31 protein-coding genes are annotated in these 26,311 nt (G+C 56.8%); 10 read left to right on the top strand and 21 right to left on the bottom strand.

What is annotated here, in order from left to right:
- Window positions 1-131: 131 nt before the first annotated feature.
- From E6C55_RS03225 to E6C55_RS03200, 6 genes are all read right to left on the bottom strand, one after another.
- On the bottom strand, window positions 132-497 hold the full coding sequence (locus tag E6C55_RS03225; RefSeq protein WP_136368345.1) for a replicative helicase loader/inhibitor: 366 nt from the start codon (window positions 495-497) through the stop codon (window positions 132-134).
- The gene (locus E6C55_RS03220) at window positions 490-1,482 is read right to left on the bottom strand and encodes a hypothetical protein (RefSeq protein ID WP_136368344.1); all 993 of its coding nucleotides are present in this window, start codon (window positions 1,480-1,482) and stop codon (window positions 490-492) included. Before E6C55_RS03220 ends, E6C55_RS03225 begins: the two co-directional genes overlap by 8 nt.
- Before the next feature lie 341 nt (window positions 1,483-1,823).
- Entirely contained in the window at window positions 1,824-2,147 is a 324-nt protein-coding gene (locus E6C55_RS03215; RefSeq protein WP_136368343.1) for a hypothetical protein, read from the bottom strand.
- Window positions 2,148-2,188: 41 nt separating this feature from the next.
- Window positions 2,189-2,416 carry a group-specific protein gene (locus E6C55_RS03210; protein WP_136368522.1) on the bottom strand — a complete coding sequence of 76 codons (228 nt, stop codon included), beginning with the start codon at window positions 2,414-2,416 and terminating at the stop codon, window positions 2,189-2,191.
- A 183-nt stretch (window positions 2,417-2,599) separates the two neighbouring features.
- Complete coding sequence (locus tag E6C55_RS03205; protein ID WP_136368342.1) at window positions 2,600-2,911, bottom strand: hypothetical protein; 312 nt, start codon at window positions 2,909-2,911, stop codon at window positions 2,600-2,602.
- 73 nt (window positions 2,912-2,984) lie between these two features.
- A complete protein-coding gene (locus tag E6C55_RS03200) occupies window positions 2,985-3,236 on the bottom strand; it encodes a helix-turn-helix domain-containing protein (RefSeq protein ID WP_136368341.1) in 252 nt (83 codons plus the stop codon).
- Between the two features lie 181 nt (window positions 3,237-3,417).
- On the opposite strand from E6C55_RS03200, the gene E6C55_RS03195 reads away from it, so the two are divergent.
- From E6C55_RS03195 to E6C55_RS03180, 5 genes are read left to right on the top strand one after another with little or no spacing between them, the layout of a single operon-like run.
- Window positions 3,418-4,011, top strand: coding sequence for a helix-turn-helix domain-containing protein (locus E6C55_RS03195; RefSeq protein ID WP_168735432.1), 594 nt, complete (start codon window positions 3,418-3,420; stop codon window positions 4,009-4,011).
- Between the two features lie 3 nt (window positions 4,012-4,014).
- Window positions 4,015-4,170, top strand: coding sequence for a hypothetical protein (locus E6C55_RS33570; RefSeq protein WP_168735431.1), 156 nt, complete (start codon window positions 4,015-4,017; stop codon window positions 4,168-4,170).
- Between the two features lie 57 nt (window positions 4,171-4,227).
- Window positions 4,228-4,476 carry a hypothetical protein gene (locus E6C55_RS03190; protein WP_136368339.1) on the top strand — a complete coding sequence of 83 codons (249 nt, stop codon included), beginning with the start codon at window positions 4,228-4,230 and terminating at the stop codon, window positions 4,474-4,476.
- The gene (locus tag E6C55_RS03185; protein WP_168735430.1) at window positions 4,460-4,729 is read left to right on the top strand and encodes a type II toxin-antitoxin system RelE family toxin; all 270 of its coding nucleotides are present in this window, start codon (window positions 4,460-4,462) and stop codon (window positions 4,727-4,729) included. Before E6C55_RS03190 ends, E6C55_RS03185 begins: the two co-directional genes overlap by 17 nt.
- Before the next feature lie 21 nt (window positions 4,730-4,750).
- A complete protein-coding gene (locus tag E6C55_RS03180; protein ID WP_136368337.1) occupies window positions 4,751-5,899 on the top strand; it encodes a site-specific integrase in 1,149 nt (382 codons plus the stop codon).
- 64 nt (window positions 5,900-5,963) lie between these two features.
- On the opposite strand, the gene sufB is transcribed toward E6C55_RS03180, so the two are convergent.
- From sufB to E6C55_RS03150, 6 genes are all read right to left on the bottom strand, one after another.
- On the bottom strand, window positions 5,964-7,361 hold the full coding sequence (gene sufB, locus E6C55_RS03175; protein ID WP_136368336.1) for a Fe-S cluster assembly protein SufB: 1,398 nt from the start codon (window positions 7,359-7,361) through the stop codon (window positions 5,964-5,966).
- A gap of 31 nt (window positions 7,362-7,392) precedes the next feature.
- Entirely contained in the window at window positions 7,393-7,842 is a 450-nt protein-coding gene (gene sufU / locus E6C55_RS03170; RefSeq protein WP_136368335.1) for a Fe-S cluster assembly sulfur transfer protein SufU, read from the bottom strand.
- Window positions 7,826-9,052: a cysteine desulfurase gene (locus E6C55_RS03165; protein ID WP_136368334.1), complete on the bottom strand. Its 1,227-nt coding sequence runs from the start codon at window positions 9,050-9,052 to the stop codon at window positions 7,826-7,828. The genes sufU and E6C55_RS03165 overlap by 17 nt, the downstream gene beginning before the upstream one ends.
- On the bottom strand, window positions 9,053-10,360 hold the full coding sequence (gene sufD, locus E6C55_RS03160; protein ID WP_136368333.1) for a Fe-S cluster assembly protein SufD: 1,308 nt from the start codon (window positions 10,358-10,360) through the stop codon (window positions 9,053-9,055).
- Between the two features lie 23 nt (window positions 10,361-10,383).
- On the bottom strand, window positions 10,384-11,163 hold the full coding sequence (gene sufC / locus E6C55_RS03155; protein ID WP_136368332.1) for a Fe-S cluster assembly ATPase SufC: 780 nt from the start codon (window positions 11,161-11,163) through the stop codon (window positions 10,384-10,386).
- A gap of 163 nt (window positions 11,164-11,326) precedes the next feature.
- Window positions 11,327-11,899, bottom strand: a complete 573-nt coding sequence (locus tag E6C55_RS03150; protein WP_136368331.1) for a DUF1802 family protein — start codon at window positions 11,897-11,899, stop codon at window positions 11,327-11,329.
- A 163-nt stretch (window positions 11,900-12,062) separates the two neighbouring features.
- Here E6C55_RS03150 and mtnK point away from each other — a divergent pair, with 163 nt between their 5' ends.
- Window positions 12,063-13,298 (top strand): S-methyl-5-thioribose kinase, encoded by a 1,236-nt coding sequence (gene mtnK, locus E6C55_RS03145; RefSeq protein WP_136368521.1) that lies wholly within the window; start codon window positions 12,063-12,065, stop codon window positions 13,296-13,298.
- 55 nt (window positions 13,299-13,353) lie between these two features.
- Window positions 13,354-14,427 carry an S-methyl-5-thioribose-1-phosphate isomerase gene (mtnA, locus tag E6C55_RS03140; protein WP_136368330.1) on the top strand — a complete coding sequence of 358 codons (1,074 nt, stop codon included), beginning with the start codon at window positions 13,354-13,356 and terminating at the stop codon, window positions 14,425-14,427.
- Window positions 14,428-14,448: 21 nt separating this feature from the next.
- Here the strand turns inward: mtnA and E6C55_RS03135 are convergent, their stop codons facing one another.
- A complete protein-coding gene (locus tag E6C55_RS03135) occupies window positions 14,449-14,769 on the bottom strand; it encodes a YunC family protein (RefSeq protein ID WP_136368329.1) in 321 nt (106 codons plus the stop codon).
- Window positions 14,770-14,988: 219 nt separating this feature from the next.
- Here E6C55_RS03135 and E6C55_RS03130 point away from each other — a divergent pair, with 219 nt between their 5' ends.
- Window positions 14,989-15,408 (top strand): hypothetical protein, encoded by a 420-nt coding sequence (locus E6C55_RS03130; protein ID WP_136368328.1) that lies wholly within the window; start codon window positions 14,989-14,991, stop codon window positions 15,406-15,408.
- A 126-nt stretch (window positions 15,409-15,534) separates the two neighbouring features.
- On the opposite strand, the gene E6C55_RS03125 is transcribed toward E6C55_RS03130, so the two are convergent.
- Together E6C55_RS03125 and E6C55_RS03120 are read right to left on the bottom strand one after the other, a co-directional pair.
- A complete protein-coding gene (locus tag E6C55_RS03125; RefSeq protein WP_136368327.1) occupies window positions 15,535-17,229 on the bottom strand; it encodes a sensor domain-containing protein in 1,695 nt (564 codons plus the stop codon).
- 94 nt (window positions 17,230-17,323) lie between these two features.
- The gene (locus E6C55_RS03120) at window positions 17,324-17,698 is read right to left on the bottom strand and encodes a DUF423 domain-containing protein (RefSeq protein WP_136368326.1); all 375 of its coding nucleotides are present in this window, start codon (window positions 17,696-17,698) and stop codon (window positions 17,324-17,326) included.
- Window positions 17,699-17,951: 253 nt separating this feature from the next.
- Between E6C55_RS03120 and yhbH the strand changes: the two genes are divergently transcribed.
- Both yhbH and E6C55_RS03110 read left to right on the top strand, forming a co-directional pair.
- Window positions 17,952-19,097 carry a sporulation protein YhbH gene (yhbH, locus tag E6C55_RS03115; RefSeq protein WP_136368325.1) on the top strand — a complete coding sequence of 382 codons (1,146 nt, stop codon included), beginning with the start codon at window positions 17,952-17,954 and terminating at the stop codon, window positions 19,095-19,097.
- 105 nt (window positions 19,098-19,202) lie between these two features.
- Window positions 19,203-19,391, top strand: coding sequence for a hypothetical protein (locus E6C55_RS03110; protein ID WP_136368324.1), 189 nt, complete (start codon window positions 19,203-19,205; stop codon window positions 19,389-19,391).
- On the opposite strand, the gene E6C55_RS03105 is transcribed toward E6C55_RS03110, so the two are convergent.
- From E6C55_RS03105 to E6C55_RS03080, 6 genes are all read right to left on the bottom strand, one after another.
- Window positions 19,367-20,716 (bottom strand): sensor histidine kinase, encoded by a 1,350-nt coding sequence (locus E6C55_RS03105; RefSeq protein ID WP_136368323.1) that lies wholly within the window; start codon window positions 20,714-20,716, stop codon window positions 19,367-19,369. The genes E6C55_RS03110 and E6C55_RS03105 overlap by 25 nt on opposite strands.
- On the bottom strand, window positions 20,713-21,384 hold the full coding sequence (locus tag E6C55_RS03100; RefSeq protein WP_136368322.1) for a response regulator transcription factor: 672 nt from the start codon (window positions 21,382-21,384) through the stop codon (window positions 20,713-20,715). The genes E6C55_RS03105 and E6C55_RS03100 overlap by 4 nt, the downstream gene beginning before the upstream one ends.
- Window positions 21,366-21,863, bottom strand: coding sequence for a Fur family transcriptional regulator (locus E6C55_RS03095; protein ID WP_168735429.1), 498 nt, complete (start codon window positions 21,861-21,863; stop codon window positions 21,366-21,368). The genes E6C55_RS03100 and E6C55_RS03095 overlap by 19 nt, the downstream gene beginning before the upstream one ends.
- A gap of 399 nt (window positions 21,864-22,262) precedes the next feature.
- On the bottom strand, window positions 22,263-23,495 hold the full coding sequence (efeB, locus tag E6C55_RS03090; RefSeq protein ID WP_136368320.1) for an iron uptake transporter deferrochelatase/peroxidase subunit: 1,233 nt from the start codon (window positions 23,493-23,495) through the stop codon (window positions 22,263-22,265).
- A 15-nt stretch (window positions 23,496-23,510) separates the two neighbouring features.
- Window positions 23,511-24,659 (bottom strand): iron uptake system protein EfeO, encoded by a 1,149-nt coding sequence (gene efeO / locus E6C55_RS03085; protein WP_136368319.1) that lies wholly within the window; start codon window positions 24,657-24,659, stop codon window positions 23,511-23,513.
- 48 nt (window positions 24,660-24,707) lie between these two features.
- Window positions 24,708-26,201 (bottom strand): FTR1 family iron permease, encoded by a 1,494-nt coding sequence (locus E6C55_RS03080; RefSeq protein ID WP_136368318.1) that lies wholly within the window; start codon window positions 26,199-26,201, stop codon window positions 24,708-24,710.
- Window positions 26,202-26,311: the final 110 nt, after the last annotated feature.

Genomic DNA, 26,311 nt, shown 5'->3' with positions numbered 1-26,311 from the left:
GTATCGCTCCTCTGCATTGGGTAGATGAGGGCCTTCCGTTGTTCGCCAGCCCGCCGCTCAACGGACTAAGAACGGTCTGCCGTGGCTACTCAATGAGTTTGGTATTTTCTCCAGATGTGGAGAACGCGCTCTTATGAATCAAGCTTGCTAATCCAGTTGCTGGGTAGAAGCTCGAGGCTTTCCTCGTTCTTCTCGGTCCAAACGAATTGATTCGGGTCGCCGCCGCTGTCTATCCACTTGATAACTGCATCATGTCGTTCCCATTCCAGCTCCTTCCGCCTCTTTTCCTCCGCCTTCGGATCGTAGCGAACGATGTCCGCGATGGTAGGCGGGAAGCGACTGGAAGCGATGTGCTCGTTCAGGTGAACCTGAGCTCGATCGAAGGGGACCTGCTTCAAGAATTCCAACCAGAGTGAGGCCAATGGCTGCGTAATTTCAAATGACGGATAGGCAATCTTGATGACCGACAGCAGCTTAGCGGTCTCCTGCTTATTCATTCTCCTGCTCTCCTTCCTCGTAGAGCTGCCTTAAGATATCCATTTGCGCATCGTCCCGTTGTTGTCGGGCGGAGCGAGAATGATTAGCGGGCTTCGAATCCATCTTCATCGCCAGTTGCGTATACTGCTTCCGCAACGTGGCCGCACTCAGAATGTTTTTCTGCCAGAACGGGTCTGCCGTGCACCAGTCTATGACTCGTTTGAGCTCCTGAGTATCACGCTTGTCCAGCTCGATCATTTTCCGGAAGTCATCCGACCATGCTTGTAGGTTAGCGTTCTTCACCAGATGGGCTTTGTTGTTAAGTGCTGCTTGCTCCATGACTCGTTGATGAAAATACAGAGCCATCTGATAGTACCCGCTGTCCTCGGAATAAGCGGGCTTCTTATTGCGAGGAGAAGTATTTAAATCTTTTATTTCTTTATCTATATTCTCTGTATTATTAAGTCTATATTCTTTTGTGGTTAGTCTGCCGGTTAGTCTGCCGGTTAGTTCGCCGTTTTTCTGCTGGTTGCTCTGCCGGTTGGCATGCCCGTCAAAGCCTTGATGCGTAAGGGATTTCTGCCGGTTAGTCTGCTGGTTGCTCTGCTGGTTAGTCTGGCGTTGCTCTGCCGGTTGTTCTGCCGGTTGGCTTTTTCCCTCTTCTGGCATGCTCAAATGGTTGAATTTCGCATAGTTTTTCAGACGATAGATGCTGAATTTGTTGTACCTTTTGACCAGTTCGATCATATCGTCATCAACCAATTTCGCAATCAATGTCCGGAGTCGTTGCTCTCCAATTCCGAGGCGTTCACTCCACGCCTGGCGGCCAAAAACGAACTCGCCATAGTTGATCTGCACCTGCTGCCCTTCAATCAATTCGGCCACAGGATCAGCCGAGAACCTCGCGCGGAACAACATGTCCATCCATACGTGAAAGTACTGCGCATCGCGGTATATCCAGTGCTTTTGAATGTTTCGATTGACTGGCAAGAAATTCTCTACCACACCACCACCCGCTTATGGATTGTTTGTAATCTCATGCAAATGCTTTAAACCAGAGAGAATCGAGCGTTGAACAGCTTTTTCGGTTCGCGTTCGCGGCCTATCGAGAGGGCGTATCCACGTATGGTCCTCGTACCCGCTCTTATCGATAGAGGCAAGAAACTGTACTGCTTGAAGGCGTTCGTTAACATCCGTCCATCGAACATAAAAGTGAACGTCCTTGCTCGGATCGGATAAGTGCTTAAGCCAGAATTCGTGATACAGCGTTGACCTCTTAAACGTTCTCTTTTCCTGGCTGTCCATCTTGAATTCTGAATAAAAACCCCGTTGCCGTTTGATTTTTCTCATGTCGCCTCCGCGGGCTCGCCTTGCTGTTGATTGATGCGCTCCCGCCTCGACTTCTCTATCCGTCCGTGCAACTCCCGCAGACATTCGTTCATTCCGATGTCGTCATCGATGTACTGCATCAGCGGCTCGATAATCCATGCCGCCATGCCATCGTTCTTGTGAACGTCGTTGGCAAGCAGAATCAGGTTGACGGAGTCAAGTTCCGCTTGCTCGAGCTGCAGGATTCGGACGCCCGATTCCTCCAACTGATCGAATTGCTGTTTCAAGCGTTTCGCCAGCTTCAAAAGCGCGATGGTCATCATGAGCTTTGAACTTTTCACCCTCGTTGCACCTCCCTCGTAGTTCGGATTCATCCCGGCGTTTATTGTTCCAGCAGCCACCGCTCCAGGAACTGCCTGGTTTCGCGGGCCGGGAATAACCACTTCGAGCCGATCTTGCGTTTTGGAAAATCAGGATGGTAAAAGAATTGCTCTACGATGAAGTTCCAGCTCATGCTCGTGCGACGTCGCAATTCTCTTGAATCCCAGAAAACCAAATCGTAATCAGCCTCTCGCAGCATTTCACGAATCTTTTCCTGGCACATGCGCATAACTTCGTTCTGATCGACTTGAACGTTCACTGCGACAAAGTTATTCACTTGGCAAATTCTCCTCCTCCCACGTTTGACTGTTGATCGCTGTGCCTATGCCTCATGGCAAATCGCAGTAACCCACTCCACCTGTACCGGCATTACTTTGGGCCGCTTACGGCTTCCGCTTCCCTGAAGCACTGGCTATTTTTTTCTTTCAACGGCAAATCGAGCGCCCTCCTTGTATTGCTCAAACGCCCAATTCGCCAGCTTCCAACGTTCTTCAAGTTCGCGATGGCATTCCTCAATCGCATGAAGACGCTCCAGCGACTGGTACAATTCAGCGGCGATTTCCGCCTTACCGATATTGGCGTCGGTATCGCTCAGCAAGAAGATTGCCATTGCAATCTGCGTCTTCACTTCCGTGATCCGGGCCAGGTCTAACACTTCATCGGCCATCGTCCTTTCGGGCAGCTTGAAGCTCGTTTGCGGGATAGACAAATCCGATTTTTCCACGTTGCTCTTCCTCCTTTGCGTAGTCGTGACTAGCTCAAATTGCTTATGAAGTTGTCAAGGTGCAGCAGGCCAATTACTTCGTAACAACTTGCGAATGCTGATTCGCTTTCGGATCACGAACGATTTCGAAGATGTCCGACCATTCGCATTCAAGCACTTCGCAGATACGCTTGGCTGTTCGAGGGCTGGGATTACGGTCGCCGTTAGTGATCTGGACTGTCATTGGATGAGAAGACCCGATCTGCTTGCTGAAGTCCAATTTGTTGAAGCCCTTCATAATCAGAAGGGTGTTCAATCGATCGGTGTCTTTTACTCTGATTTTCAACTTGCCACCTCCTAAATTGTGCAATATGCGCAATCACAATATACGATATAATTGCGCACATTGCAACATTATCCTCAAAATATTTGCGCTATCCCTAAATCGCCATGAAAATAATTGCGCTGTTTGTTAAATTAGCGCTATAATTGATTTCAAAAGAAATCTAATGGGCGGTGTGAGTAAGTTGGGTGAATCGTTTGGACAATATCTAAGGAATCTGCGGAAGCAGGCGGGGCTTACACTAAAAGAACTGGGGATGTCAACTGATCTGTCGTACTCCTATTTATCTCAGCTCGAAAGGGGAGAGCGTGGCGGGGTCAAAAAAATACCATCACCTGAAATTCTTAAGAAGCTTCATAAGCCATTAGGAGTAAGGTACGCTGAATTAATGGTCAAAGCAGGACATATGAAATATGAGGATTTAGATGACTACTTGCTAGGAGAAGAACCCGAACTGGACGACGAATCGAAACAAATGATCTTGATGGAATCCATGGAGAAGAAGGAACGCATCGAAAGAAAAATAAGGGAGATTGAAGAAATACAAATTGAAAATAAAATAATACTCAAAGCCCTTGAAAGAGACTTGGAATGGGTGCTGAATAGATCGTCTGCGACATACAAAGGTATACCCATTGATGATAATGATCGATATGACATTAGAAAGTTTCTTGAATATCACTTTCATGAACGAACAGCGCCAGATAAATCGGAATGGCCTTTGCCAAGCAATTGGAAAGAAATACATTTCCCCACATCAGAAACAACGGAGGAATGACACATGGCCAACATCCAAAAGCGTGGCGAGTTGCTCGAATTGGAAAGGAATCACATCGATCTCCAGTGCACTTTTGACGTGCCCAAAGTTCTATTCCCCGACTATCAGCCCCCCGACAAAGCGGACGATAAAGGAGGTGATGCGGACGACGAACGATAGCTTGAACCGTCGTGCCCACAGCGCGTGGATTGAAATTAACCGAAAGGACTGAATCAAATGGCAATCGACAAAGACAAGAGGCTGTTGCACCTGTTCCACCAACTGCCCGAGCCCGATCAGAACTCGACTCTGGACTTTATGGAGTACCTGGCCCAGCGCAAGAAGCAGGAGGCTCACGAAGAATGGGAAGCAGATAACTCACCGCTCACCGAAGACGAAGCGCAGGCCATCAAGCAAGCCGAACTGGACATTGCGAACCATGAGCTTCTAGATTGGGAGGACATTAAACGTGACCTCCACCTATAAGGTGAAATTCACCAAAGAGGCGTTCAAGGCGCTCCAGAAGCTCACCAGCAAGAGGCAGCAGCAAGTAGGGAGCATCGTCGAGCAGTTGGCCCGTAATCCCTTTATCGTGCCTGATGTCAAGCCATTACAGGGGACCCTAAACGATGATTATCGTGTGCGGATTGGGTCCCTTCGCTTGATTTACCGTATCGAACAGAATGAGCTCATAATCACTGTGCTTCACTTGGGTTCACGCGGCGATGTCTACAAATAACGAACCAGAGGAGGACAAGACGTGGCCTTTTACAGAAAACGCGGCTCGACGTGGGAATATCGAATCAGCTACATCGAACGCAAAACGGGCAAGCAGAAGGAGAAGACGAAGGGAGGATTCACGACGAAGCCGGAGGCGAAGATAGCCGCGGCGGCCGCCGAGCTGGAGCTGGCTTACTACGGCTTCGCGCCCGACGGTAACGAGCTTGTCAGCACATTCTTCGACAAATGGCTGGAGGTATACAAGAAGCCGAACGTCAAGCCGATCACGTACAGCGTACAGGAGCGCAATGTGCGGCTTAACATTCTCCCGCGCTGGGGCCATCTGAAGATGAGGGACATCACGAGGAATGATTACCAGGAGTGGATTAACGAGCTGCGGCAGCATTACAGCGAGGGAACGACTCGGCGGATTCACAGCATCATGTCCAGCGCTTTGAATGACGCCGTTCACGACTTTAACATCATCAGGGAAAACCCGCTGCAGAAAATCAAGATCCCGAAAGAGACGGAGGCGACCGGCAAAGTCCAGTATTTCACACGCGAGCAGCTCGACCTATTCTTGCAGCACACCAAGCCGGTCAAGAATTCGAAGTATCAGGAGTCGATGCAGTACACCGCCCTATTCACACTCCTGTCGCGCACAGGGCTGCGGATCGGCGAGGCTCTGGCTCTGACCTGGAATGACATCGATCTGGACAAGAAGACGCTCACCGTGAACAAGACACTTGTCTATCCGATTAACTCGAAGCCTTACCTGTCCACGCCGAAGACCGCGACCAGCGGCCGCACGATCAAGATGGATGATGCGGCTATAGCGATCCTAAAGAAGCATCGGATAAACCGGAAAGAGGTCGTACTGCGGTATGCGCATTACAAGGCCCCGGAAAGCGACATCGTATTCTTCCAGCAAGACGGCCGCTGGCTGCGTACCAACGTTGTCCGCGACTATTTCAAAACGGTCTGTAAGCGCGCCGGGGTCCCCGTCCTCTCTCCGCACGCGCTGCGGCATAGCCACGCCGTTCACCTGCTCGAAGCCGGCGCAAATATAAAATACGTGTCCGAGCGCCTTGGACACAAGAGTGTCAAGATCACAGCGGACACGTATTTGCACGTTACGCAGAAGATTGAAGACGACGCCCTGAACCTCTACGCACGATACGTCCTCTAAACAAGACCGGACAAAAACCGGACAAATCCCCCAGTGAGAGCCGAAAAACCTTGATATATCAAGGTTATCCTATGCTCCCCTCCATCTCGAACTTGATAAGTCGATTCATCTCGACCGCGTACTCCATCGGCAGTTCCTTCGTGAACGGCTCGATGAAGCCCATGACGATCATCTGGGTCGCTTCGGCTTCGGAGAGGCCGCGGCTCATCAGGTAGAAGAGCTGGTCCTCGGACACCTTGGAGACGGTCGCTTCATGCTCGAGCGTGACGTTGTCGTTCATGATCTCGTTGTACGGGATCGTGTCGGACGTCGACAGGTTGTCGAGGATAAGCGTGTCGCACTTGATGTTCGACTTCGCGCCCTCGGCGTTGCGCCCGAAGGACGCGATGCCGCGGTAGGTGACCTTGCCGCCGTGCTTGGAGATCGACTTCGAGACGATCGTCGACGTCGTGTCCGGCGCCAGGTGCAGCATCTTCGCGCCGGCGTCCTGGTGCTGGCCCTTGCCGGCGACGGCGATGGACAGCACCATGCCCTTCGCTCCGCGGCCCTTCAGGATGACGGCCGGGTACTTCATCGTCAGCTTGGAGCCGATGTTGCCGTCGACCCACTCCATCGTCGCGTTCTCTTCGGCGACGGCGCGCTTCGTGACGAGGTTGTAGATGTTCGGGGCCCAGTTCTGGATCGTCGTGTAGCGGACGCGGGCGTCCTTCTTGACGATGATCTCGACGACGGCGCTGTGCAGCGAATTCGTGCTGTATACCGGAGCGGTACAGCCTTCAACGTAGTGAACGAAGCTGCCCTCGTCGGCGATGATAAGCGTGCGCTCGAATTGGCCCATGTTCTCCGAGTTGATGCGGAAGTAAGCCTGCAGCGGAATTTCGCACTTGACGCCCTTCGGCACGTAGATGAAGCTGCCGCCGGACCATACCGCGCTGTTCAGAGCGGCGAACTTGTTGTCCGCAGCCGGAACGACCGTCGCGAAGTATTCCTTGAACAGCTCCGGATACTCGCGAAGCGCGGAGTCGGTATCCATGAAGATAACGCCTTGCTTCTCGAGGTCCTCCTGCATGTTGTGGTAGACGACTTCGGACTCGTACTGCGCGGAGACGCCGGCGAGGAACTTCTGCTCGGCTTCCGGGATGCCCAGCTTGTCGAAGGTCGCCTTGATCTCTTCCGGCACTTCTTCCCACGTCTTGCCTTGCTTCTCGGACGGCTTGACGTAGTATTGAATGTCGTCGAAGTCCAGTCCGTCGAGATCGCCGCCCCAACGGGGAAGCTTCATCTTATTGAATTGCTCCAGCGACTTGAGACGGAAGTTCAGCATCCATTCCGGCTCGCCCTTCATCTCCGAGATCGTGCGCACGATCTCCGGAGTCAGCCCCTTGCCCGATTGGAAAATGGCCTTGTGCTCGTCGCGGAAGCCGTACTTGTACTCTTCCATCTCAGGCATCTGCTTCGCCATGACGATCATCCTCCTTCTATGCTTAGTTTAGTTATTGTTCGATTCCTTCATGCTCGCCTTGACCGCTCTCGACGCCCTTGCGCAGCGCATTCCACGACAGCGTCGCACACTTGATGCGAGCCGGGAACTTGTTCACGCCCGCCAGCGCGTCGATATCCTCGTACTCGTCGAACTCGGCCGCCTCGCCCTTCATGAGAGACGAGAACTTGTCGGCCAGAGCGAGCGCCTCTTCGGTCGTTCTGCCCTTGACCGCATCGGTCATCATCGAGGCCGAAGCCATGCTGATCGAGCAGCCTTCGCCCGTGAACTTCGCGTTCTTCACGACCCCGTCCTCGATGTGAAGCTGCAGGCTGATCCGGTCGCCGCACGTCGGGTTGTTCAGGTTGACCGTAACCGAGCCGTCGTCCAGGGAGCCGCGATTGCGGGGATTCTTGTAGTGGTCCATAATGACGCGGCGGTAGAGATCATCTAACGGGTTCATAGCCGAAAAACTCCTTTGTCTTCCATAGCGCTTCGGCGAGACGGTCCACGTCTTGTTCGGTATTGTACAGATAAAAGCTTGCCCTTGCCGTAGCGCTCTGTTCCAGCCATCTCATAAGCGGCTGGCAGCAGTGGTGGCCGGCGCGAATGGCGATGCCCTCGGTATCGAGCACCGTCGCCACGTCGTGCGGGTGGACGTCGCCGAGGTTAAACGTCACGAGGCCGACGCGATCCTCTCGCGGTCCGTAGATCGAGATGCCGTCGATCGCCGACAGGCGCTCGATCGCGTACGTCGCCAGCTTCTTCTCGTGACGGTCGATCTCGTCCAGGCCGATGCTCTCGAGGAAGTCGATGGCCGCTGCGAGTCCGACGGCTCCCGCGATGATCGGGGTGCCACCCTCGAACTTCCACGGAATCTCCTTCCAGGTGGAGTCCTGCAAGCCGACGAAGTCGATCATCTCGCCGCCGAACTCCATCGGCTCCATCTTCTCCAGCAGCGCCGCCTTGCCGTATAAAGCGCCGATTCCGGTCGGAGCACACATCTTGTGGCCCGAGAACGCATAGAAATCAACATTGAGCGCCTTCACGTCGACCTTCTTGTGAGGAGTGCTCTGCGCTCCGTCCACGACGATGATGGCTCCGTTCTTATGGGCAATCTCCGCGATCTTGGCGACCGGGTTGACCGTCCCGAGAACGTTGGATACGTAGGCGATGGAGACGATCTTCGTGTTCTCCGTAATCGTGCTCTCGACATCGGCCAGCGAGAGCGTGCCGTCCGGCTGCAGCGGAATGTACTTCAGCGTCGCCCCGGTCGCCTTGGCGGCCTGCTGCCAGGGAATGACGTTGCTGTGGTGCTCCATGTGGGTGATGACGATCTCGTCTCCCGGCTTCAGCACTTCGCGGGCGTAGCCGTGGGCGACGAGATTAAGACCGGTCGTCGTTCCCCGCGTGAAGACGATCTCCCGGCTCGCTGCGTTCAGGAACCGGGCGACCTTCTCGCGGGCGCCTTCGTAAGCGTCCGTTGCGCGCGAGCCGAGCGTGTGCACCCCGCGGTGCACATTCGCGTTATCCCATTCGTAATAACGCTTGACCGCTTCGATGACACTGCGCGGCTTCTGGGAGGTCGCCGCGTTGTCCAGGTAGACGAGCGGGTGGCCGTTGATATCCTGGTTCAGAATCGGGAACTCGGCTTTAAGCGCGATCGGATCCATTTACCCCAGCTTCCTTTCGAGAATGCGTTGCAGTTGCTCGCGAACCCCTTCGACCGGAATCTCGGAGACGACCGGGTCCAGGAAGCCGTGGATGATAAGACGCTCCGCTTCTTCCTTGGAGATTCCGCGAGACATCAGGTAGTACACCTGCTCCGCATTGACTTGGCCGACGCTGGCGGCGTGGCCGGCTTTGACATCGTCCTCGTCGATCAGCAGGATCGGATTGGCGTCGCCGCGCGCCTTCGGGCTCAGCATAAGCACCTTCTCGGTCTGCTGGCCGTTCGCCTTCGTCGCGCCCTTCTCGATCTTCGTAATGCCATTGATGATGGCCGTCGCTTCGTTCTTCATGACGGCGCGGGTGATCATGTCGCTCTCGGAGGAGAGGCCGTAGTGAACCGCGCGCGTCGTGATGCTCATGCGCTGCGAACCCGTTCCGACGGAGATGATCTTCGCATCGGACGTCGAGCCGTTGCCCTTCAGAATCGACTTCGTGTCGACAAGCGTGTTGCCGTCGTGCAGCTCGCCGATAATCCATTCGATGCGGGCATCCTTCTCGAGAATCGCGCGGCGGTACGTCACGTCGATCGCCGTGCTGTCCATATGATGCACGGATGCGTAGCGAACTTGCGCGCCCTGCTTCGCGAACACTTCAACCGCGGCGTTGTGCAGCAGCGTTGCCGCCGGAGCGTCGCCCAGAGCGGAGAACGTGTGCTCGACGACGGTCGCCTGGCTGTTCGCGTCCGCGATGACCAGAATATGAGGGACGAACGTCGCTTCCGCGTCGTCCGCGAACAGAATCGCCTGAATCGGCTCCTCGATCACGACGCCGCGCGGCACATACAGGAAGACGCCGCCGTTCCAGAGCGCCGCGTGCAGCGCGGACAGCTTGTGCTCGTTGCGCTCGTACGCTGTCATCAAGTGCGCGCGAACGAGCTCCTCATGCGTGCGAGCCGCTTCCTCCAGGCTGGTCAGAACGACGCCCTTCGCCTTCAGCTCGTCGGACAGACGGGTGTAGACGACGGAAGAATTGTGTTGAACGACCAGGGCGCCGATCTCCTGCGCCGGGAGCTGAGAAGCGATTGCCGAAGGAAGCGATGCCGTCGCGGAGACGGTCGTTCCCGGGCGATGAACGCCTTGCACGTCCAGCGTCCAGCGCTGGATCGGCGTCTTCTCCGGATGCGGGAGCTCCAGGGTGGACGCCCATTCGCCGGCTTCCTCGCGCCAAGCGACGAGCCATGCGGGCTCGTTCTTGCTGCGAGCGAGCGCCGCTGCCGCTTCGCGGCTAAAAGAGGTGGTCGGAGTACTCATGGTTGCTAACCTCCTTTATCCTCTTAGGCCTGGCCGACCGTCTCGTCGACGATGCCCAGTTCTTCTTTAACCCAATCGTAACCTTCGGCTTCCAGACGCTCGGCCAGTTCCGGGCCTCCTGACTTCACGATGCGGCCTTGCATCATCACGTGGACGAAGTCAGGCTTGATGTAGTTCAGCAGGCGCTGGTAGTGGGTGATGATCAGGAAGCTGCGCTCTTCGGAACGCATCGCATTCACGCCGGCCGCAACGATCTTCAGGGCGTCGATGTCGAGACCGGAATCGATCTCGTCGAGGATGACAAGCTTCGGATCGAGCATCATCATCTGCAGAATCTCGTTCCGCTTCTTCTCGCCGCCGGAGAAGCCTTCGTTCAGGTAGCGGTGCATGAACTCGGGGTTCATCTCGAGCTCCTTCATCTTGCCTTCCATCAGGCGGACGAACTTGATCAGGGAGATCTCGTTGCCTTCGCCGCGGCGAGCGTTGATCGCGCTGCGCAGGAAGTCGGCGTTCGTGACGCCCGTAATCTCGCTCGGGTATTGCATCGCGAGGAACAAGCCGTTAAGCGCGCGCTCGTCGACGCCCATCTCCAGAACATCTTCGCCTTCGAGCAGAACTTCGCCGTCCGTCACTTCATATTTAGGGTGACCCATAATGGAAGAAGCAAGGGTGGACTTGCCGGTGCCGTTAGGTCCCATGATCGCGTGCACCTGGCCCCCGCCGATCTTAAGATCGAGGCCCTTCAGAATCTCTTTACCTTCAATGGCCGATCTCAGGCCACGGATTTCGAACAAGCTGGACATATCGTTTCCCTCCAGGTGTCAGGACTCCAAGAATCCTTATTTATAATTATTTTAATTTGATTCTCACTGATTCTCAACCTACATTTTATGAAAAAGCAATGAAAAACGCAAACTTCCTGATATTGCGTGTGATTTCGATCACAGACAGCGGCGCCGCACACCCTTATTTTCCTGCGATGGCGCGCTTGACGGCGGCGACGCGCTCGGCGAATTCCTCGTCCCCGAGAACGGCCATTCCCTTCGGAACGGGAACCTCGTCCTCCAGCGCCAGCCACGACTTGCAGCCGCCGTAGCTGCTCTTCATCGCAACGACCGCCGGCTCCTCCAACTTGTACATTCTCAGCAGCAGCACGTGGAGCGGCTTTGTTTTTTTCCACTTCAACCGTTCCTCCGCATACTCGTCCGTCCAGATATGAAGCCCGGACAGCCGGGCCAGCGTCTCGGAATCCGTCACCTCGATATCCTCCGCAACCTCCGCATACGAGCCGATTCTCACTTCTCCCGGATGGCTCTCCGCCTCCGCGATCGAAGCGCCGACGCCGCCTCTCGCCTCCGGCTTCACCAGCTCCGGACGCTGATGCTCGTACGAGGGGAACAGATAGAAGCGCGGGCTCTCCAGCCGGAACTCCTTCGTCTCTTCCGCAATTCCGCCCTTGCGCAGCACGATGATCTGCCTCCCGCTCTCGAGAGCGTCGACTGCGACAGCCCACTCTCTGAGCGCAATGTCCTGAAGCAATGCCGTTCCACTCCTTCCTTCTCTATATTCGAATTATAACATAACGGTTATTGCTGGATGAAACGTTCCGCTTACCTTATAATAATGGGATGTGGAATGGGCGGACTTGCGAATGGAGACAAGCAAGACGACTGTGAAGAAGATGCATCGGAGGTTGAATGGAATGAGCCACTATCATCCGCTCAGCGAAGCGGAAGCGATTGAGATCGCGCGCTCGATCAAGGAAGTATTCCCGCAGGACGGGGAGTTCGTCTGCCGGGAGATCGGGGACGGCAACCTGAATCTCGTCTTCCATATTACGCAGCCGGCGACCGGAGCCGGCATCATCGTTAAGCAAGCATTGCCTTATGTCAAGGTATTCGGAGAGTCGTGGCCGCTTACGGTCGACCGCGCCCGAATCGAGAATCAGGCGCTGATCAAGCAGGGAGAGATCTCGCCCGGACTCGTTCCGAAGGTGTACAAGACCGACACCGAGATGGCGCTGACGGTCATGGAGGATCTGAGCGATCACGTCATTATGCGCAAGGGGCTGATCGAAGGCGGCGTCTACCCGGCGTTCGCGGAGCAGATCTCCGAGTTCGCCGCCCGCACGCTCTTCTTCACCTCCGACCTGGGCATGAGCCCGCAGGACAAGAAGCTGCTTGTCCAGAGCTTCGTCAACCCGCATATGTGCAAGATCTCCGAAGACTTGATCTTCGAAGAGCCCTACTATGATGCGAAGGCCAACAACATCGACGAGGCGATCCGCGACGCGGCCGAAGCGAACTGGGCGGATGAAGAGCTGAAGCTGGAAGTCGCCCTGCTGCGCGAGAAGTTCCTCGTCAGCGCCCAGGCTCTGCTGCACGGCGACCTTCACACGGGCAGCATCTTCGTCACGCCGGAATCGACCAAGGTCATCGATCCCGAGTTCGCCTACTTCGGACCGATGGGCTTCGACATCGGCGCCATCCTCGCGAACCTGCTGCTGAACTTCGCCGCGCAGGAGCATTGGAGTGCGGACGAAGCCGCTCGCCGCGACCGCCGCGCCTATCTGCTGAACACGGTCCGCGACGTCTGGACGCTGTTCGAAGCCAAGTTCCGCAAGCTGTGGAACGAGCAAGGGACGGATCGCCTGCTTGGCTCGGCCGCCTTCCAGGACGACTATATGCGCCGCCTGCTGCAGGATACCGTCGGCTTCGCCGGAGCGAAGACGGTTCGCCGCGTATACGGATTCGCGCACGTCGCAGACATCGATTCGATTCCGGACGCCGCCGCCAAGGAACGGGCACAGCGTCTGGCGCTTGCGATCGGCACTTCCCTGATCAAGGGCAATCGCCAAGCGTCCTCGATCGAAGACGTTATCCGCATCGCCACGGAAGCGGCAGCAACAACAACAGCGGCAGCAACGGCAGAGAGCTAAGAGAGGGGCTCGTCCCCCGATTCGTATCGGCAACTAACGAGAGGAGTCACGCAACATGAGCAAGCAAGACACATCCGCCGCTTCGACAATTTTGCAGCCGGTCGTCTGGGCGGACGGCACGCTGGAGCTGCTTGACCAGCGCCTTCTTCCCGGGCAGATCGTCTATCTGAAGCTGACAACGCCGCAGGACGTCTGGGAGGCGATCCGCGAGCTGAAGGTGCGCGGCGCTCCGGCGATCGGCATCTCCGCCGCCTTCGGCGTTGTGCTCGGCGTTCAAGGCTTCAAGGGCACCGCCCGGGAGCTGGCGGAGGAAGCGCGGCGGCACGCCGAGCACCTCGCCACCTCGCGGCCGACGGCCGTCAACCTGTTCTGGGCGCTCGATCGCATGAAGGCGCGCGCCTTCGCACTCGCGGAGGAAGGGTTGTCCGCCGAGAGCGCGGCCGCCGCGCTGCTGGAAGAGGCCAAGCGCATCCAGGCCGAGGACGTGGAGACGAACCGCCGCATCGGCGAGCACGCCTTGACGCTGTTCGCGGACGGCATGGGCGTTCTCACCCACTGCAACGCGGGAGGGCTTGCCACGTCCAAGTACGGAACCGCGCTCGCTCCGTTCTATCTCGCGCTTGAGCAAGGCATCGCGCTCAAGGTGTTCGCGGACGAGACGCGCCCCGTTCTCCAGGGCGCGCGCCTGACCGCATTCGAGCTTCAGCAAGCGGGCGTCGACGTGACGCTTATTACGGACAACATGGCGGCTCACGTCATGTCCAAGGGATGGGTTCAAGCCGTCATCGTCGGCACGGACCGCGTCGCCGCCAACGGCGATGTCGCGAACAAGATCGGGACCTACGGCGTCGCCGTGCTGGCCAAGGCTCACGGCATTCCGTTCTATGTCGCTTGTCCGCTGTCCACGATCGACCTGTCCACCGCGATCGGAGCCGAGATCCCGATCGAGGAGCGTCACGCGGACGAAGTGACGAGCGCCTTCGGGCGCCGAACCGCGCCTGAAGGCGTCAAGGTGTACAACCCGGCCTTCGACGTCACCCCGCACGAGCTCGTGACCGCGATCATCACCGAGCAAGGCATCGTTCGCGCGCCTTACGAGGCGAATCTCAAGGCTCTGTTCGATAAGTAAAAGAATCGAGGCGGCGATGGATCAGGAGCGGGAAGGCCGCTCCGCCATCGCCGCTATCGCATCATAGCCCTTCATGCCGGGAACGATGCCGAGCTCGCGCGCGGTGTCGGTCACGGATTCGAGCGGCGCCTCGAGAAGCTGATCGAACGTGCGCACGCCGACGGCGCGCCCCGCGATGATCTTGCGATCCTTCAGCCGTTCGTTAAGCAATTCCACGTCCAGCGCTCCGCACATGATATAGCCGTCCTTGATCGTGATGGCGAGCAAGGTCGTGCCCGGAAGATGAACTTCCACCCCCGTGGCCGTATGGCCGCCTACCTCGATCGGAACGAGTCGCATCATCAACATCACCTCCCTATGGCACGAATGAAAAGGTCTATTCGCTCGCCCCATAGTCTTTTCGAATCATTTTATGCGCCCGATCCGGTATTAGGTCCTATTTCCTATCAGGGAAAACACCCATTTTGTACTATTTGAACCATCGGAAACATGGTATATTATTACTAGCGGTATCTTCGGTGATATCGGAATGCTGTTTGAACTCGGGGGATTGGATCAGCCATGACAACCAAACAAACTTCGGCAGACGGTTCTTACCTCTTCCAAGTCGACATCTTGATCCGGGCATCGAGCAACGGTATCGCAATGGAGAAATTACTTCATCTGCTTAACGAAGGCGAATTGGCGGACTATCGGATCGTATCGGGCGTACAGCTTGGAGAGACCATCCGGAAGGAGCTGGAGCGCACGGAACGGCCGCGGCCGATTCTGACGGACAGTCTGGATGAGAAGATACGGGGATATATTCAATCGAACAAGCTCATCCGGGTCAACCTTAACCGCGGCAAAGGGATCAAGCAATCGATGCCCTGTCGGATCGTCAACTTCGATCCGGATCAGACGCTGCTCACGCTCTATCATGTGGACGAGAAGAGGGTCTACTCGATTTACTTGAACGAGATCGACGACTTCGTCGAATAAGAATGCAATGCGCGGAGGCCGCGCCTTAAGGGGACTTAGGGCGCGGCCTCCGGCCGTTCGTTCAAATCCGTTCGAATTCGTTCATGCCCGCTCAAACGTTCGAATTCGTTCATGCCCGCTCAGCCTTCAACAGGAGAACGAGGTCGCTTCGAACAGCAGGCTCTCGATCCCCGCCTTGGGCAGCGGAGGGCTGCCGTAATAGCCCTGCATCTCATCGCAGCCGTGGCTTCTGAGGAAGCGGACCTGCTCGAGCGTCTCGACGCCCTCGGCGATCACCTGAAGCCGCAGGTTATGCGCCATGGCGATGATCGCCGCCACGATGGCGGCATCGTTCGGGTCCTGCTCGATGTCTCGCACGAACGAGCGGTCGATCTTGAGGCTGCCGATCGGGAAGTTCCGCAAGTAGTGGAAGGAGCTGTACCCCGTCCCGAAGTCGTCGATGCTGATGCCGACGCCGAGCTCGGCCAACTGCTCGAGGAACAATGTCGCCCGCTCCACATCCATCGTCACGCTCTCCGTGATCTCCAGCTTCAGGCACTTCGGGTCGAGCCCCGTCGCCTTCAGGACGCGGCCGATCTTCCCGATCAGGTTGCGCTGGGAGAATTGGCGCACCGACAGGTTGACCGACACCGGAATCGGCGCCGCTCCGGCGTCCTGCCATTCCTTGTTCTGGCGGCAGGCCTCTTCCAGAACCCAGTCGCCCAGAGGCACGATCAGGCCGCTGTCCTCCGCGGCCGGGATGAATTCGCCCGGCGGCACGAGCCCGCGGGTCGGATGAAGCCAACGAACGAGCGCTTCCGTGCCGACGATGCGGCCCGTTGCCAAGTCGTATTGAGGTTGATAGTGGAGGAGGAACTCGCCGTTCTGGAGAGCCTTCATCAGTTCGTGCTGCAGCGTCAGGCGGTGGTAGGCTTGCTGGTCGATATCTTCCGAATACAGGTGATAATCGTTGCGCCCGTTCTCCTTCGCCTTGTTCAAGGCCGTATCGGCCTTCTTGAGCAGCAGCGGAGCGTCTTCGCCCGCGCCGTCGGACGTCATGATGCCGATGCTCACCGATACTTGAATGGGAGATTCCCCGAGCAGGAACGGTTCGTCGAACACGGCCAGCAGGGCGGCCATCCGGTTCGCGAGATCCTCTTCGTCCCGAATGTCCGGAAGAATGCCCGCGAACTCGTCCCCTTCCATACGGGCCAGATCGCCTTCGCCGCGGAAGAATTCGGAGAGCCGGGCCGCGATAAGCAGCAGCAGCATGTCTCCCGTATCTCTGCCGAAGGAGGCGTTCACGAGCTTGAAGCGATCCACATCCACGTAGCAGACCGCAAGCGTTCCGCCGCGTTCGTTCGCCTCCCGCAGCTTGTCCTCGAGATATTGCAGGAACAGCCGGCGATTCGGCAGCCCCGTCATATCGTCGTAGTGGGCCAGATAATGATTCCGCTTCAGCGATCTCTTATGTTGGGTAACGTCCTGCATGACGAGGACAACTCCCTGAATGCCGTCGCCTTGCCGCATAGGAGACAAGGTGACGTTCAAGTCCACGGGATAGCCGGACTTATGGACGACGCGTATGTCCTGAGAGACGCATTCCCCCCGCAGCGCTGACCTCATCGCTTGCACGCCGTCATCGTAATAAGACGGGTCAAGCCATCTCGAGAACTTCTCGCCGATCATCTCCGCGCGGGAATACCCGAAGAATTCGCTCAGATCCTGATTCAAGTCGAGCAGATGTCCTTCGACGCTTAAGACGGCAATCGTGATCGGACTGTTGTAGATCGAGTTAAGCAGCTCCAGTCGATAAGACGTTCTGTCGGACCATCCGTTCACAATGCTACGTCCTTCCTCCCGTCTGGGAAACATGACAAATGATGTGCGATATTCATTATATAGCAATTTTCGACATTTTCCTACCTTTTTCTACCTATTCCGGACGGCGAATCGCCAGAATAAGGCAGAGCCAACCGGCGATAAGGGACACGCCCCCGAGCGGAGTGATCGGCCCGAAGAAGGCGAGGCCCGTCAGCGACAAGCCGTACAAGCTGCCGGAGAACAGAATGACGCCGAGCAGCAGCAATCTGCCCGCCCACAGCATGCTCTTGCCCGAACCGAACCGGTCCGCCAGCAGAGCGACCAGCAAGATCCCGAGGCCGTGATACATCTGGTATCGAACGCCCGTCTCGAACGTCTTCAGATCGTCTTCCGAGAGCGTCTCCTTGAGCATGTGGGCGCCGAATGCCCCGAAGATGACGGCCAGCAGCGCTATGGCGGCCCCGGTCATCGCATACTTTCTTACCAATGGGAATCCTCCTTAAGTGGCAATTCGTGGTGAACTGATCTCATCATACCCTTTTTCCCCCTATCCGCGCCATGACCGAAATCGGACAATTATTCCATCCGAATGCCCCAATATTATGATCGGAATCACAGCTTAGAAAAATCGCACACATCGTTTATCGAATCTAGAATATATTGAATAACACACGATTTGAATACCACACGATGAACACACACGATGAACACACACGCTTAATAAAGGTGGTGTCCGCGCCATGACTGAACCGGCATTCATCCTGTCGCGCGAAGACTGGTCACTGCATCGCAAGGGATACCAGGATCAGTCGCGGCATCAGCAGAAGGTTCGCGAGGCGATCAAACAGAATCTGCCCGACCTGCTGTCGGAAGAGAACATCGTCCTCTCGGACGGGAAACAGATTATCAAGATCCCTATTCGCAGCATGGAAGAGTATCGCTTCATCTATAACAACGGCAAGCGCAAGCACGTCGGGCAAGGCGACGGGGACAGCCAGGTCGGCGACATTCTCGGAACCGATCCGCAGAGCGGCAGCGGCAAGGGGGAAGGGGCCGGCGACCAGCCGGGCGACGACGTGGTCGAAGCGGAGATCTCCATCGCCGAGCTGGAGAATCTTCTGTTCGAGGAGCTCGAATTGCCTTACATGAAGCGCAAGGAGAAGCAGGAGATCGAGACGACGGACGTTCGCTTCACCGACGTTCGCCGCAAGGGCATCATGTCCAACATCGACAAGAAGCGGACGATTCTCGAGAACCTGCGCCGCAACTCCCGCGAGGGCCGCCCCTTGATTGCCGGCATCTCCCCCGACGATCTGCGCTTCAAGACGTGGGAGGATATCGTGAAGCCGCAGAACAGCGCCGTTATCATTGCGATGATGGACACGTCCGGATCGATGGGCTCCTTCGAGAAGTACTGTGCGCGCTCGTTCTTCTTCTGGATGACGAGGTTCTTAAGGCGGCAGTATGAGAAAGTGGAGATCGTGTTCATCGCGCACCATACGGAAGCCAAGGAAGTGACCGAAGAGGAGTTCTTCACACGCGGCGAGAGCGGCGGAACGATCTGCTCGTCCGCCTACATCAAGGCGCTCGAGATCATCGACAGCCGTTACCCCCCGTCCCTCTACAACATCTATCCGTTCCACTTCTCCGACGGCGACAACCTGACAAGCGACAACGAACGCTGCGTTCGGCTTATCAAGGAAATTCTGAATGTTGCGAATATTTTCGGCTATGGGGAAGTTAATCAGTACAACCGCTCCAGCACGCTCATGTCCGCTTACAAGCATCTGGAGCACCAGCAGTTCCTGTACCACGTCATCAAGGAGAAGACCGAGATCTACAGCGCCCTCAAGACGTTCTTCAAGAAGAGGGAAGCCGTAGGGTAAAATGAAGCAAAAGCGATCGTCCCCCCGGTCCGGGAGGCGATCGCTTCTTCGCTTGCGCGTCTGCGCACGGTTTGCTATTAATCGGAGGAAGAGGAGGTGAGCCTCATGATCGCATGGGGCCGCATCGTTCGCAGTATCACGCTCGGCATGGTCATCGCGGTGCTCGCCATCGGTCTGCTTCCGTTCCTGCTCGTCTACGCGCTCAGCGACATGAACGGAGTGATCGATCTGGACTCCACGCCGTTCTGCTTGTTCCTGAGCCGGTTTATTCAGCGCGGCAAGCGCGGCAGGTAGCTGCCGCCGCCTTGCTTGGGATACCGAATCGCGAAGCACACGCGGCCGCCCTCATTGCGGGCCTCGATCGTCCCGCCGTAGAAGTCCGCGATCTTCCTCGAGATGCTTAAGCCCAACCCGAAGTTGCCTTTGGCGCCTTTATAGAACGACTTGAACAGTTGGTCCCGATCGTCCTCCGACAAGAGCGGGCCGTCGTTGCGGATCTCGATTATCCAGAACGGGCCCGCCTCGCGGAGTGCGACTTGGACGGTCTTGCTCGCGAACCGGAGCTGATTGTCCAATATATTCTCGATAGAGACCCGAATGCGATCGGGATTGCCCGACATGGCCGCAGGGCGCGATTCGAGCTGCAATTCCCAAGTCAATCGAGGAGCGACGGCTTTGAAGTTCGCAACGAGGTAGGAGAGCAGCTTGTCCAGCAGCACGTCCTCGCTCAGCTTATCGTTCTCCAGCATGTAGTCGAGCGTATTCAGGTATAAGATCTGTTTGATTTTCCGCTCGAGGCGGTCCGCTTCCGCCTTGATAATCAAGGAAGGCTCTTCGGAGGGGCCCTCGTACATCCCGTCTATCATCGCCTGGGCATAACTTGAGATGATCATGACGGGCGTCTTCAAGTCGTGCGAGATGCTCTGCAGGAACTTCCGTTCCTCCTCATCCGCGATCCTCAGCGCTTCCTTCATTGCCTTCATCGAGTCGGCCAGCCTGCCGATCTCGTCTTCCCGTTCGATGGCCAGCTCGCTGCCCCAGTCCTTGTCGGCGATTCGCTTCGTATAGGCTTCCAATTGCCTTAGCGGCTTGCCGATGCGGGTGGCGATGAGCTTGGAGATCGGCAGACTGAGCAGAATAATAACAATTCCCGCGAAGATAATCTGCTTCATGTCTTCATTGAACGCGAGCGGCCGGTAGGAGAACAAATAGGATTGAGCATCGGCGCGGCTGATCTGTACGAGGTAGGATCGGCGATCGATTCGCTGCGTATAAACCGGGGTGTCGCCGCCTGCGGCGAGGGCCATCCCCTTCGGAATCAGCGAATCGGCGATCCTGCTGTTATGGCCGGTAATGTAAGTGCGTTCGCCATCTTGCCGATTATAGAGGAAGTGGGTAATGTTCTCCCGCTCGATCGAACCGAGCAGATCGCCCTTCGACGTTATCCCCTGTACATCGTTCAGCACGACCGAATGCATAAACGCAAAGAGATGGCGGGAGCCTTCTTCGTCATTGTCTTTAAGAACCAGCGCGAAGACGATCAGGAAGGCGAGCACAACCGCGCATATAAACCCCGAGATCATGACCCAGATTCGGAGCGTCAGGGACTTGAACTTCATCCGGACACCTCGAGCTTGTACCCGAATCCGTAGATCGTCTCAATGTTGATTCGGGGCAGCTTCTTCCTCAATCTCCGGATCGTATCGTCGACGACGCGATCCGATCCGAAGTAGTTGTCCCCCCACACTTTCTCGAGAATTTGCTCCCGGGTCACGACCGTATTCCGATTCTCGATAAAGTAGAGCAGCAGCACGAATTCCTTATTGGTCAGCACGATCTTGAGCGTGCCGTCGAACACGGCCCGCTGCTTGCGATCCACGGCGTAGCCCTCCAGATGGGCAACGGAAGGAACCTCGTCCTTGCTGCCGTACAATCGCTGCATGAGATTGTTCGTGCGGATAACCAGCTCCCTCGGCAGGAAGGGCTTCGACAAGTAATCGTCGCTGCCGAGCTCCAAGCCGACGACGCGGTCCAGCTCCTGATTTCTTGCCGACATGAAGATGACGGGCGTCAGCGGATTCGACTCCTTGATCGCCTTGATCAACTGATAGCCGTCGATGTCGGGCAGCATGATGTCCAGAATCCACAGCTCCGGCTGCTTCGCGATCGCTTGCATGGCGGATTCCCCGTCATGGAAGGAGACGACGCAGTACCCTTCCTTCTCCAAATAAATCTTCAGCAGATGATTTAATTTGTCCTCGTCTTCGACTAAGTGAACGGTGTACATGAACACGACCTCCGGGGCGCCATAGACCTGCTAGCATCATCGCAACTATTATTATACCGACCAATAAAGATTAAATGGTGATCCAGAACCCGGAAACCGTGAATTTGTTCGATCCGTTCTTCCAGCTCTCCCAGCCAATCCTCCTTGATCGTTCTCGCTTGTTTGCACCGGCTGCACAGCAGTTGGTGATAGGCATGCTTCTGATCCGGCTCGCGAAGCTCATACCTTGCGACCTCGTTATCGAAATGATGCTTGTCAATGACTTGACGGTCCGCTAACAGCTCCAAGGTTCGATATACGGTCGCGCGTCCGACCACCCCCGGTTTGCGTTTGAACACCGCCACCATATCATCCGCCGTGACGTGCTTGCCCCGATACTGCAGCAATAAATGAATAATCGCTTTTCTTTGAGAAGTGACCCGAATTCCCATTTGCTCGATACGATGACAAAGATCGGATAATGGTTCCGAGATCGACATGTTCATCCTCACTCCTTGTGACCGACATAACCGACCACGAACGGCCGGATTGGCGAACCGCCCCTTGTCGGACGACTGTTGCGATTTTATGCGATTTTTCGCATTCGTCGGCTTGAATCGGAGGGAATTGCGGCGTTTTATGCGATTTTTCGCATACATACGGCAACTCGATCCGGAAAATCGCCTATGAATGTGGTTTTTCGCATAAAATCGCGCAAAGTCCCCGTTACCGAGCCGCTCGAATGTGAATTTTCACATAAAACCCGATGCGCCCGTGGCTTCCGCCGCACTATCGGCCGCGCCGGCCGGGAGAGACAGCGACCGGCCGGGATGAAGCAGGCCCCTCCGCCGAAGCATGGAAGCTTGACAGAGGGGCTTATACGGTGCCGGATATACAGCCTACGCTTCCAGAATGGATTGGCCGATATAGCGGCCTGCGCTCAGCCCCGCAGGGCAGGCGAACATGGCGCTGCCGACATGGGCAACGTAGCTGTTCAAGGCATCGCTGCTCTGCATCAAGCGCAGCATGGGCAGGAATTGTTGATCCGGGTTGCGCTGGTAGCTGATGAACAGCAGCCCCGCGTCGACATTGCCGGTTCGCGGATCGACCTTGTCCGTATAGGAATAGGCGCGCCGATGAATAAGCTGTCCGGTCTGCTTGGCCAATCGCACATGCGAATCCGTCGGCAGCTTCGCTGCGTCGAACGTGTCGAACTCCCCCGAAACGCCGAACGCCGCTCCGGACACCTTCTTGCGGCCGAAGGTAGCCTCCTGATCCGCCAGCGAGGTGCGATCCCAGCTCTCGATCTTCATCTGGATTTTCCGATAAGCCAGGTAAGAGCCTCCCTGCATCCATTCCGGCTCGTCGCTGCCCGCCCACACGACCTGATCGTAACCGGCGGGGGAATCGTGCAGTTGATTCGCCGTGCCGTCCTTGAAGCCGAACAGATTCCGCGGCGTCTTCCCCGGAGTGCCGCTGGCGAAGCCTTCTTGCATCCACTTTAACGAGGCTTTGCCGGTCGACAAGCGAATCAAGTTCCTCACCGCGTGAAAAGCGACCTGTTGATCGTCCGCGCAAACCTGAGCGCAGATGTCCCCTCCGGAGATCGACGAATCCAGATTGTCCCGCGGCATACGAGGAATGTCCTGCAAGTGCCGCGGGGTCAGCTTGGAGAGGCCGAAGGCGCCGTTGCCGAAGAAGGAAGGGCCGAAGCCGAACGTTACCGTCAGCCGCGCAGGCGGCAGATCCAGCGTCTCCCCCGTATCCGTCGGCGGCACAAGAGCGCTGTCGCTGAGCTTCATGGTGCCGCCCGCCGCACTCAAATCGCAGAACTTGGTCCAATCCTTCAGCATAAGGATCAAGTCCGACTTGCTTTGCGTGGTCACGCGGAAAGCCGCCAGATACAAGTACGTCTGCTGCGGGGTCACAATGCCGGCTTGATGCTTGTCATAGAAAGGCACGATCCCGTCCTTCGGGTCGGCCGATGAGGGCGATGAGGGCGCGGCGGACCCGGAGAGCTTCGTCATCTCCACAATCGCGCCGAGCCCCGAAGCGCCCAGCGCCAATCCCGCGCCGGCCGCCGCGGACAACTTCAGGAATTCCTTGCGGGACATCCCGGGTCTCGATTCCATCTGCGCGGCCTCCGCTTAGAGAATGGCGGCGGTCTGCGACATCAGGTCGGACAACGTGCCGAGCTGATCGCTGATCTCGCGGATTTGCTCCGTCGTCAGTTCGGTATAGAGCACGTATTGCCCTTCCTTGACATAACCCGCAAGAAGTTGCTCCATGGACTGGAACGCGCTGTCGAGCTTGTCGGCCAGCTCGTTGTTGTTCTCGTTCAAGGCCGGAATAATGGACAGGTACACCGTCTTCGAGCCGTCCACGTTGGCCGCGAGGTCGACGAGGTCGATGTGGGAGTACAGCTCTTCCTCGCCCGTAATCTTCGACGTCGCCGCCTCGTTGAGCAGCTCCATCGCGCCGGCGACAACCGTCTTCGGCTCCAGGGTCAGCTTGCCGACTTCCGCTTGCAGCGCCTTGACATCGGCGATCAGTTGATCGGCGAACGCAGCCTGGCCGGCGAGCGAGTTGTCGACCCAGAGCGCCTTCTCGATCTCGTGGAAGCCGGTCCAGGCGCTCGGGTCGTCCACATCGGCGAGGCGGGCGTCGATCTTGGGGTCGAGATCGCCGAAGCTCTCGGCGATCGGCTCGATGCTCTCGTAGAACACCCGCGCCTTCACGTACTCGGCCTTCGCCGCATCGATGTCTCCGGCCTTGACCGCGTCGACGAACACTTGCGTCTGAGCCGTCAGCTTGTCGGTCTGATCGACGACGTATTGCTCGTACTTCTTAACGGCTTCAAGCAGCAGCTCGGACGAGCTTGCCGTGGACGGCTTCGCGTTCTGCAGCGTCGTCAAGGCGTCGATCAAGCCTTGCGCATTCTGTGCCAGCGCGGCGAAGTCGATCTTGTCGTAAGCGGAGGCGGAGAAGATCGGCATCTCGTACTTCTCCACGTCCGTGTATTCCAGCGGGAATGTCTGGCGAACCGTATTCTCGTACGACAGCCAGGTATCGTTGATCGTCTTGCCCAGCTCCTTGACTCCGTCGGCGTCCTGCTTGGCAATCACATCCTGCAATTGCTTGATTTGCTCCAGCATCTTGGACGTGCCGTCCTGGATCACGCCGGAGCCGCTCGCTGCGTTGTTTGTTCCGTTGTTCGTCCCGTTGGAAGAATTGCCGCATGCGGACAAGGCAAGGACACTCGAGAGGGCAAGCAGAGCAACCGTCGATTTAAACATTAGGGATAACCTCCAATAAGTTCGCGATATACGCTTCCGTTTTATTTTCTACTGTGGAGCAACCGTTCGTTGGCGTCTCGCCGATACCAGCGACAAGAAGACAGCCATGCAGCCGGCAGCGAGGAAGAGCAATTGAGGCAGCGTGCTGTACCACGAGGGATACAGGCTCAGAGCCGTGAAGTCGGGCAGCCCTTCATCCACCGTCGCCGGCAGAACGCCCGCCATCTGCAGGCTGTGAATGCCGGAGCCCATAAACTTGAAGCACAGATAGAACACGATGGCGCTGGAGACCAGGAACACGGGACGAATCGGCAAGCGCGAGCCGGCCTTGAGCATAAGGAACGCCGCGATCGCCAGAACGCCGAAGCCTGCCGCTATTCCGGCGGTCAACTGAATCGCGGACATCTTGCTCGCCATTCCGATGAGGAAGATAACCGTCTCCAGCCCTTCCCGCACAATCGCGAAGAAGGAGAGCAGCCCCAGGGAGAACATCCGCCCTCCGGTAAGAGCCTTGGAGCTCTGCTCGGCCAGGAACCGATTCCAGCGCTTCGCGTCCGAATTGCGATGAAGCCAATAGCTGACATACAACAATAAGGCGCTGGCCAGAACTCCCGTCCACCCGTTAATGAGCAGGTTGTTATGCCCGAACGCGCTGGAGGAGAGGAGCATGACGACAGCAGAGCCGACTACGACACAAGTCAGCAGCCCCGCCGCGGAGCCTCCGATTACCCACCGCTTGGCCGGCTTCGAGTCGGCTCGCTTCGCGTACATCAGCAGAGCACCGACAACGAGCAGCCCTTCGAACCCTTCCCGAATCGGAATCAAGGCTGCGTCCCACCAGGAATATCTCGCATCCGCGAGCGGAGCCAACGCTTCGACCATCCGGTCGACGATCGAAGCCGCCTGATCCCGCTTGCCGGAATTGCTCAAGTATCCGTCCAGCAGGACCAGGTCGCGTTCGGTATCGTTGTACACCTTCTGCGATTGGCTGACCACGTCTCCCTCGACGGTCAGCCATTGGCGCTGGAGCAGCTTGACCTGCCCCTGAGCCTCGTCCCATCGCTGCTTCCCGATCAAATCCCCCGTATTCCGCAGCTTAAGAATGTACGCGGAGAGCGTCATCCCGCTCTGGCCGTCGTTGTCGGTGAACGCGCCGTCCCGCAGATTGAGGAGGGAGAATCGGAGATTGCTCGCCTGCGTTAACGCTTCGTCGTTCGCCTCGCTTACCAGCGCCAGCGACAGGCTCGCGATCTGTCGGTCAATCTCCATCGCAAGCGGAAGCGAGCGCTGCTTGACATCGTTCTTGTGAAGCACCCACCACTTCTTGACCGCCGCGAATTGCTCTGCCGCCGCATCGGCGCTGCCGCCCTCCAAGCGGTTTATTACTTCTCCCACTTGGGTCGACGCCTCTTCCGCTCCTATATCGTCTGCCGAGACTGCAGCCCAAGCAGGCGGTCCCGACAAGCTCATCCACCCGATCAGAATGAGACAGATCGCCAGCATAACCCTTTTCTTCGCGGCAACATAAATTGATCTTTGCAAGTTGATGCAGCCACCTCCGCATTTACCAAGAGGCAATGATTATCATTATCACAAAAAGAATCAACGACTATCTATCAGATTACTAAGCGATTTTCGCGTAATTTTCGTGG

Origin of the sequence: Cohnella fermenti (assembly GCF_004801405.1) — a bacterium.
Lineage (GTDB): Bacteria > Bacillota > Bacilli > Paenibacillales > Paenibacillaceae > Cohnella > Cohnella fermenti.
The sequence above is the reverse complement of the archived record's forward strand: the minus strand, read 5'-3'. Positions and strand labels throughout refer to the sequence as shown.